7 protein-coding genes are annotated in these 9,906 nt (G+C 35.5%); 1 reads left to right on the top strand and 6 read right to left on the bottom strand.

Annotated elements, in window-relative coordinates:
* Positions 1-121: 121 nt before the first annotated feature.
* From csn2 to HMPREF2984_RS07990, 6 genes are all read right to left on the bottom strand, one after another.
* Positions 122-784 (bottom strand): type II-A CRISPR-associated protein Csn2, encoded by a 663-nt coding sequence (csn2, locus tag HMPREF2984_RS08015; RefSeq protein WP_049533110.1) that lies wholly within the window; start codon positions 782-784, stop codon positions 122-124.
* Positions 774-1,118, bottom strand: a complete 345-nt coding sequence (gene cas2, locus HMPREF2984_RS08010) for a CRISPR-associated endonuclease Cas2 (protein ID WP_049533111.1) — start codon at positions 1,116-1,118, stop codon at positions 774-776. Before cas2 ends, csn2 begins: the two co-directional genes overlap by 11 nt.
* Entirely contained in the window at positions 1,115-1,981 is an 867-nt protein-coding gene (gene cas1, locus HMPREF2984_RS08005) for a type II CRISPR-associated endonuclease Cas1 (protein ID WP_003041519.1), read from the bottom strand. Before cas1 ends, cas2 begins: the two co-directional genes overlap by 4 nt.
* Positions 1,981-6,141, bottom strand: a complete 4,161-nt coding sequence (gene cas9 / locus HMPREF2984_RS08000; protein WP_049533112.1) for a type II CRISPR RNA-guided endonuclease Cas9 — start codon at positions 6,139-6,141, stop codon at positions 1,981-1,983. The genes cas1 and cas9 overlap by 1 nt, the downstream gene beginning before the upstream one ends.
* Positions 6,142-6,853: 712 nt before the next feature.
* Positions 6,854-8,239, bottom strand: coding sequence for a Fe-S cluster assembly protein SufB (gene sufB / locus HMPREF2984_RS07995; protein ID WP_003030005.1), 1,386 nt, complete (start codon positions 8,237-8,239; stop codon positions 6,854-6,856).
* A gap of 133 nt (positions 8,240-8,372) precedes the next feature.
* On the bottom strand, positions 8,373-8,816 hold the full coding sequence (locus tag HMPREF2984_RS07990; protein WP_003030007.1) for a flavodoxin: 444 nt from the start codon (positions 8,814-8,816) through the stop codon (positions 8,373-8,375).
* Between the two features lie 151 nt (positions 8,817-8,967).
* Here HMPREF2984_RS07990 and HMPREF2984_RS07985 point away from each other — a divergent pair, with 151 nt between their 5' ends.
* Positions 8,968-9,906, top strand: a complete 939-nt coding sequence (locus tag HMPREF2984_RS07985) for a DHH family phosphoesterase (RefSeq protein ID WP_070671040.1) — start codon at positions 8,968-8,970, stop codon at positions 9,904-9,906.

Genomic DNA, 9,906 nt, shown 5'->3' with positions numbered 1-9,906 from the left:
GAACCATTCGAAACAGCACAGCTCTAAAACCTCGTGGACCAATTTTTGTCTCGAAATTTCGTAATCGCGCCATTCGTCCCAGCTAGACTTCAGCTCAAATGATTCCTTATATTTACTAATATTATATCATATTCTCACAAGATAAGAAATAGTCCTCATCCACTACATATTGAGGGAAGTCGTATACTTTTCTTGGTTCAACAAACAGTACATTTATATTATGAAGTTGAATATATTCTACCAATTTAGCTAGTTCATGTTCAGACAGATAACATGATACATTCACAAAGACAAGCAGTTTCTTTTTAGAAAGATATTTAAACACCTGAACAATCTCTAAACTTTTCTCAAAAACAGTGTCACTTAGTGTTTCAATTTTTACACCTAAAGCATCAATCAATTCCAAAATTGTTATTTCATCATACTCTAAATCCAGCTCGTTTTCTAAACATTCAAAAGCAATTAGTTCTGTAATAGTTGCAACTAATTTTTCTAACATAGATTTCACTTCAGGCTTTTCATTCAACTGTTTTTCCAAATCCGCACGAATCAATTTTAACATTGCCGGCGAATTAATATTGTAACCTAAAATATCTGTAATAAGCAATAACTCGGATTCTTTCAAGGATTTCATCTTGTTATCAAATAATTTTAGCTCATCTTCTTCCGAATAGTGATATAGGTGTTTGACAACATCGGAAAATATCAGCTGTTCCTCTAAAATAAGGAAAGTAGCCTGTTTAATTTCAATCGGTTCGTCCAGAATCGGAAAATTAATTTTCATCTGTAAAATCCTCTCCTAGAAATACCAACCTTGCATCTGAATTAGCAATACTGGTATCCCTTTCTCCATTCAAGTAGATCATGCGAGAAAATTGCTTTTCTGTTACCGTTAAAAGGGTGATACTTCCCTTCTTAGGATTATTAACTTTTAACCGCTCAAGCATGGCATTGTTGGCAGAGCTATTCAAAAGCAGCTTACTGTATACTGAAAACTGGTGCATAATGAAACCTTCTTTAATCAAGAATTTCCTAAATTTTCGATAAGCTTTACGCTCCTCTGCAGTTTCAACCGGCATATCAAACATTAAAATCATTCGCATATATCGATAACTCATATCCTAAATTCAGGAACTCCTTTCCCAGTTTGATTCAATGTCTTTATCACTTTTTTAGTGTAATCACTGACAATGTTAGATAAATACATTTCTTTCCCATTATAGAGAAAAGTATCAGAAAAAATAGTAAACAACTCTCTCTTAATTTTCACAAAGTCATTGTTCCTGTTTTCGTAAACAATCCTATCAATAATTGGGCGAAACGGCTCCATTACATCACTTGCCAGATTAAATTGATTAAACTGATTGGCATGTTTCAGCCCAAACTGAGTCATACATCCACAAACCACTACTTCCCGAGCAAACATACTTAGTATCAAGGTGTATCCGTAATCAAGAGCAGCATTAATATCATTATCTTGTTCCCTTGAAAAATCATTTCCAAATAATGTATTAAAGTAGATCCGAGCCGCGTGTCCTTCGCGGTTACTAGGATCAAACAGCTCCAACCCATTATATAAATCAATAACAGACTGTGATTTCTCAAAGAAACCACAATCTCCAAGGTACATCGCTTGATTCAGAATCTTCTGTGCAATGATTGTCGTCCAGACTTCTGCCTTGACATCTTCTGACCAAGTGATTTGATTACTCAGCTGCAAACTGGAATCGTGACGTGCATAGTAGGGCATCAGCATGGCTGTTGGCAAACGCTTATCATCACAAAAAATAACTAAAATATTCTCATCAACCAGCCGCTTAATCAGCATGGTTGACAGCACAATATCAGTTGTCTCCAACAACAAGATATCCACCTCGGACAGATGAATCAATTCTGTCCGAGAGGCATCCTTGAAGATCAAGTGATTATTCTTGTAGGAAAGTTTTGAATGTGTATTTACAACAACTGTTCTCCACCCCATCAATCTTCTCCTAACTTGCTCAAGTCAATCCGTGTTTCATAAAGACCCGTGATGGATTGGTGGATGAGGGTAGAATCCTTTAATAGCGATGAGGGAGTGTAATCTCTATATCTAGGAATTTTTACACCAAGAAATTCAAAATCTGAGGCACTTCCTAATGAGGTTAACTCAAATAAGCCTGCATTCTTACTATTAACGGCTCCTAAAAAGCTAGTACAAATTTCTTCATTGCTTTTGCTGTCAAAATCCGCCACCGCTTCTTTTAAACGCTCTCCATTTTTAGTAGCCCCCACATATTTTTCATTAAATTCTAATACATAGTTGAGCAACTCTTTAAAATCATCTCTATGCTTCTTAACATATTCTATATGATCTTTGTTGATTGGATTGTTAATTCGTTTGGCATGATATAGCAGAGTTGTGAACTTTTGTGGAACAAACAATTCATTTCCTTTATGAATTTCTCCACGTTTATTATTTGTTGAAAGAATGCTAGCTAACATGCGACGGGATCCATCTTTCAATTCAAACAAGCTGTATTTAGGTAGCTCAATGATTTTTTTAATATCTTTGTATCCTTTTCCTAACAAGAAAGCTCTTTTATCTTTTTCAAAAGTAATTCGGTCTAAAATGGAAATTCCCTGAAATTCTAGTACCATCGTTTCTTTTTTCTTGACTCCTTTTTCAATAATCGCTTTAACCAATACAGCATAAGAATTTGAAATACCTGCATAACCACCATATTTCTTAGGGTCAAGATTTCTCTTTACCCCCACTAAATTTTCACTACTATCTGGTTTAGGTTTAGGAGAAGGATTAGCATTAAAAAGTCCCCTTGGCTTCCCTCTATCTAGACCATGAGTCTGTACCTCAGTCTTCTTCACAATATTAACCTGCGGATAGGAGAGAACCTTGCGAACAATTTTAAAGTCGGTTTGTTTATTCCAAGCTATTTCGCCATCCTCGCTTGTTTCAATATCAGGCCTCTCAACTACTGTACCGTCTGCAAATTTAACCTCTTTTTTAAAGAAGTTCATCAAATTTGAATAAAAGAAATATTTTGCTGTAGCTTTTCCAATTTCCTTATCAGATTTCGCAATAAATTTACGGACATCATATTTTTTGAATTCACCATATACAAATTCTGATGCAAGTTTGGGATATTTTTTCAACAAAGCTGTTCCAATAACTGCATTGAGATAAGCGTCATGTGCATGGTGATAATCATTAATTTCACGTACTTTGTAAAACTTAAAGTCCTTTCGAAATTGTGAAACTAGATTAGATTTCAAAGTAATGATTTTAACATCTCGAATCACTTTTTTATTCTCATCATGCTTTGCATTAAAACGAGCATCTAAAACCTGCGCAACATGCTTAGTAATTTGTCTTGTCTCAACTAACTGACGTTTAATAAAACCTGCTTTATCATTTTCGGTCAGACCGCCACGTTCTGCCTTGGTTAAATTATCAAACTTACGTTGAGAAATTAGACCAGCTTTACGCAATCGCATCCAATCCGCCTTCCTAGCACGAACTACTTCTATGCTGGGAACATTATCAGACTTGCCACGATTTTCGGAAGAACTCGTTAAAACTCGATTATCAAAAGAATCGTCTTTAATAAAGGCTTGCGGAATAATGTGATCAATATCATATTGACTTAGATTGTTAATATCTAAAGTTTCTCCTGTATACATATCTTTGCCATTTTGGATATAGTACAAGAATAATCGATCATTTTGAAGTTGCTGATTTTCCACATTCTTAATATTTACAGGATTGTCCAAATTCTTCAATGAATCTTGTAATAATTTAAGACGTTGCTGTGAATTTCTACGTCCCTTATCTGTCGTCTGATTTTCACGCGCCATTTCGATAACAATATTAGCAGGGTTATACCCCATGACTTTAACAAGCTCATCAACAATTTTTAGACTCTGTAAAATGCCCTTTTTGATGGCAGGGCTGCCAGCAATATCACTAACAACTTGATTTAGATCATCCGTTTCCCCGATAACTTGTGCCTTAGCAATTTCCTCTTTAAAAGAAAGAGCATCATCATTAATCAGCTGCATAAAGTTACGATTAGCATAACCATCATCGATTAGATAGTCTAATATTGTTTTCTTATTCTCTTTATTTCGGATACCATTGATCAACTTGTATGACAAGCGTCCCCAACCAGTGTAATGACAGCGTTCCAATTTTTTCAATTGAGCCTTAGTAAAGATATCACTATATTTTTGAAGGCGCTGACGGATCATTTCTCTATCTTCAAACAGAGTTAGTGTTTGAATGATATCCTCAATTATCTGTTCATTTTCTTTGTTATCTAAGAATGATTTATCTAAAATCTTACGCAAATCATGGTAGGTTCCAAGACTGGAATTAAAGACTTTATTTTCCTTATCCAGTCCAGTTAAGTCAACAATTCTAAATTCGTCAAATTCTTTGCCCAAATAGTTTAACAGTTTATCTTTCGTAACTTTCCGATTTTCTTTAAAGACATGGTCAAAAATCTCTTGCTTCATATTTGCATCAAAGAATTTAGCTTCACCCTGTTCATTAACATACTTAACTTTGGTCAACTCGTTGTAAACGGTAAAGGTTTCGTATAGAAGACTGTGTTTGGGTAAGACTTTTTCTTCAGGTAAATACAAATCATTTAAAGTCATGCGTGTGATGAATTTTTCTGCTGATTTTTCTTTATCAAGAATATCATCAAAATTCCATGGCGTAATTTTTTCATCCGCCTTATATTCTGCCCAAGCAAAGCGACTGCCTTTTCGTGCCAAAGGACCAACGTAGTAAGGAATTCTAAACGTTAAGATTTTTTCAATCTTATCCTGATTTTCTTTCAAGAATGGATAGTGTTCCTCCTGACGTCGTAAAATAGCATGCATTTCTTGAAGGTGAATCTGATGCGGAATGGAGCCATTATCAAAGGTCCGTTGCTTTCTCAAAAAATCTTCACGATCAATTTTATCAAGAAAATCACCACTTCCATTAATTTGTAAAAGAATTCCCTTTAAGTATTTGTAAAACTCATCTTGTTTAACACCGTTTTCAATATAACCCGCATAACCTTTCTTGTTTTTATCTTTGAAAATGGCATTATACTGATCAGGAGCATTCACTTTAATAAAATCTTTCAATTTTTTAAGATCTTTTTGATGTTCCTCATAGCGTTTAACCATTGAAGCAGACAAAGGTGCTTTTGTTGAGTTATCATCTACTGTCAAAATCCCTGACAGCAATATAGCATCATAAAGATTTTTAGCAGATGCAAACAAGTCCGCATACTCATCTCCGATTTCCCCAAGCAACCCTTCCAAATCTTCTTCATATGTATCTTTAGAAAATTGTAATTTAGCATCTTCAGATAATTGGAAATTGGTTTTAAAGTTGGGTTGTAAACCCAAAGATAAAGCAATAAGATTCCCGAATAAAGTATTTTTCTTCTCAGCTGGATAATGAGCAATAAGATTTTCTAAACGACGAGATTTGCTAACTTTTTCTGTTAAGATACTCAATGCATCGACTGTCATTTCTGATAAGTGACTTTCTTCAACTGTCTTATCATATACTTCTACAAAATCCTTAAATAATGCTTGAACATTTGTGTTTTCAGCTTTTAGCTGACCTTCAATAAGAAAATGCCCACGGAATTTAATCATATGCGCCAAAGCTAAATAAACCAAGCGCAAATCAGCTTTTTGGGATATATCGGCTAGGTGCTTTCTCAAGTGATATATTGTTGGAAAATCATCATGATATTTCACTTCTGCTGCAATATTTCCAAAAATTGGATGACGTTCCCCTCTTTTATCCTCATCTACAAGAAAAGAATCATCCAAGCGTTGAAAGAAGTTTTCATCTACCTTGTTCATTTCCTCAGCAAAAATTTCTTGCAAATAGCGTAGACGATTTCTACGGCGTGTGTATCGACGTCTTGCTGTCCGTTTCAAGCGTGTCGCCTCTGCGGTTTCGCCACTATCAAATAAAAGAGCACCTAATAAATTTTTCTTGATAGATTGTTTATCAGTATTTCCTAAGACTTTCATCTTTTTAGCAGGAACCTTGTAGTCATCCGTAACAACAGCCCATCCAACACTATTTGTGCCGATATCGAGGCCAATAGAATATTTTTGATCCATCTTTTTCCTCCTGATGTAAAGATTGATTTTTTATATAAAAGCAATTATTGAGAGCGTGAGCCTCTAAAACTAAGTTACTAAAATTAAAATGTTTATTTATCACAGTTGCTGAAAAGGTTATTTATCAAAAAATAAAAATCTTTAGAAGCTACTTATAAAATTATGAAACGAAAACCTTAACTATATCAACAAGAACCTTCATAAGTTTTAACAATTCCGTTATAATAACAAGTTCGTCCTTTTTAATCTAATTTTCTTTAAAATCAACTCCTTAAGATACAACTTTTATAATTTATGATTTGATTATATCACATATTTTTAAATTTTCAACAAAAATAATGATGAATTTCTATAAAAATGTGATAGAATTAATAGAAAGTTGTATCTTAGTTTTAGAGTTGTGTTGTTTCGAATGCTTCCAAAACTACACCAAATTTCTTAGATTTCCACAGAACTATATATTTTAAACAGATCGTTCACACTAAGTTTTCTCATATAACAATATAATTTCCTCAGTATATTAATATTTTATCAGAAAAACGTTTACATTTAAAGAAAAATATTGTATACTATCATTGTTGGAACCATTCGAAACAACACAGCAAGTTAAAATAAGGCTTTGTCCGTATCCAACTTGAAAAAGTGGCACCGATTCGGTGCTTTTTTCTTTCTCTTGTTTCAACAAAAAACAGCCTCACGACTGTTTTTACTTTTATCCTACTGAGCCTTCCATACTCATGTTAATGAGTTGGTTGAGCTCCACTGCGTATTCCATTGGAAGTTCTTTGGTGATCGGTTCCATAAAGCCATTGATAATCATGGCAGTTGCTTCTTCTTCGCTAATACCACGGCTCATGAGGTAATAAAGCTGATCCTCCGAAACCTTAGAAACCTTAGCTTCGTGTTCCAGTGCAACATTCGAATTGTGAATTTCATTAAATGGAATGGTATCCGAGCTGGATTCACCATCCATGAGAATCGTATCGCACTCAATGTGAGACTTTGAACCAGCACTGTTCTTGCCAAAACGGACTTGACCGCGGTAATCCGTCTTACCACCGTCTTTAGCAACAGACTTGGAAATCAATGTGCTAGAAGTCTTCGGCGCATTGTGATAGACTTTACAGCCTGCATCTAAATGCTGACCATAATTAGCAAAGGACATAGAAAGAACAGAAGTTCTTGCATTGCGTCCATTCAAAATGCTGCAAGGGTATTTCATATTGACCTTGCTGCCCAGATTTCCGTCAATCCATTCCAAAGTACCGCCTTCTTCAACCGTTCCACGCTCTGTTACCAGATTATAAACATTGTCTGACCAGTTTTGAATGGTTGTATAGCGGAAAAAAGCATCTTTTTTGACAATAATTTCCACATTTGCAGCATGAAGACTATTGGTCGTATAAGTCGGCGCTGTACAGCCCTCAATGTATTGAATAGAGCCACCCTCTTCTACAATAATGAGCGAGCGTTCAAATTGACCAGCATTTTCTCCATTGATACGGAAATAGGTCTGAACTGGCACCTGACATTGAACATTTTTAGGAACATAGATAAATGTGCCACCTGACCAAACAGCACTGTTCAAAGCAGAAAACTTGTGCTCTGCATTAGAAATGACTGTGCCAAAGTATTTTTTCACCAAATCCGGATATTCTTGTACTGCCGTGTCGGTATCGGTAAAAATAATGCCTTGCTTGGCAAATTCTTCTTTCATGTTGTGATAGACTACTTCAGATTCATACTGAGCAACTGCTCCTGACAAAAATTGACGTTCCGCTTCAGGAATACCCAGACGCTCAAAGGTTTTCTTTATTTCATCTGGCACTTCATCCCAGTTTCTAGCCCGATCCCCACTTAATTTTTGATAATAGACAATATCATCAAATCGTATGCCGGATAAATCTGGTCCAAAATCAGGCATGGGCAATTTATGGAACAATTCTAAAGAACGCAAGCGATAATCCAACATCCATTGCGGCTCATTTTTAATTTCAGAAATTTCACGAACAACCTCTTCTGTCAGACCCTTACCAGTCGAGAACAAAGGCTTCACATCGTCATGAAATCCAAAAGCATAATCTCGTTCTTTCGTCATCTCATTCCTCCCATTGATACAATTTCTCTTCTTTTATTATACTATTCTATATTAGAAATGTCAGAATATATGCCTAAAATCGAATAAATTAAGCTAAAAAAGGCTAGGAAAATTTCCCAGCCTTCTTACATGATTACCGTACTTTTTCGGCTAATGCTTCAGCGAATTTCTCCAGATTTTCAATATCTTCATCTTCTGCTGATAGATCGACTTTGACATTTTCAGCACCTTTTTCAGCACCTGTCGCTGCAAAAGCGCGATCAAAGTCATCTACTGCCTTACAAAACTCATCATAGAATGTATCACCTGACCCGACAACACCATAAATCTTTCCAGTCAAGTCAAGACTAGCTAAATCTTCATAAAAATCAACAATTTCATCAGGCAACTCGCCGTCACCGTATGTGTAAGAAGCAACGATTGCGATATCTGCTTCTAGAAATTCCTCTGCATCAACCGTTGTGCATTCATCAATATCTACTTCTAAACCAAGTTCTTTTAATTTATCAGCTACAATATCTGCGATTTCTTCTGTATTTCCTGTCATACTCGCAAATACAATTTTTGCTAAAGCCATAATTTCCTCCCAAAAATTCTATCAGTTTATTATAACACATTGAACAAATTGTTGCACTTCAAATCTCTTAAAGTTCCCTACTTTTCCCTTTTACTTTTTAAAATAATCATCTTATGATACAATGAATAAAAGGTAGAGCGGAGGTTATAACATGGACATTTTTAAGCAAATTTTACATAAAATTAAAGAATACGATACGATTATCATTCATCGTCACATGCGACCTGATCCTGATGCCTTAGGAAGTCAAGTCGGTTTGAAAAAATTACTTCAAGTCAATTTCCCTGAGAAAAAGATTAAAGTAGCAGGAAAGACTGAACCTACTCTTGCTTGGCTGGCTAAAATGGATGATGTTTCAGACGATGATTACAAACATGCTTTAGTTATTGTTTGTGATACGGCAAATACTGCTCGGATTGATGATGAACGGTACAACAAAGGGGATTTTCTCATCAAAATCGATCATCATCCAAACGATGACATTTACGGGGATATTTCTTGGGTAGATACTAGCTCTAGTAGTGCTAGTGAGCTAATTGCTCTCTTTGCATTAGAAAATAAACTGAAACTAGATGATTATTCTGCTAAGTTACTTTATGCTGGAATCGTTGGTGATACTGGGCGTTTCCTATATCCTGCCACAACCGCCCGAACTATGGCTATCGCCAGCAAACTTCGCGAATATCCTTTTGACTTTGCTGCTTTAGCGCGGAAAATGGACTCTTTCAGCTATCAAATCGCTAAACTTCAAGGCTATGTTTATGACCATTTAGAAGTCGATGGAAATGGTGCAGCTCGTGTCATTTTAACTCAGGAACTTCTCAAAGCCAATCATTTAACAGATGCTGACACTTCTGCTATCGTTTCAGCTCCAGGGCGTATTGACAGCGTTGAATTATGGGGAATTTTTGTTGAGCAAGAAAATGGCAATTATCGCGTTCGGTTGCGGAGTAAATTTATCCCGATTAATGAAGTAGCTAAAAAACACGACGGAGGCGGTCATCCTCTTGCCAGTGGTGCCAATGCTTACTCCAAAGAAGAAATCGAAGAAGTTTATCAAGAATTGAAAGAATTGGCAAAAAGGAAATAA

It is taken from the genome of Streptococcus sp. HMSC066E07 (genome assembly GCF_001814695.1).
Taxonomy (GTDB): domain Bacteria; phylum Bacillota; class Bacilli; order Lactobacillales; family Streptococcaceae; genus Streptococcus; species Streptococcus hominis.
Note: the sequence above shows the minus strand (reverse complement) of the source record. Positions and strands in the feature narration are given on the sequence as shown.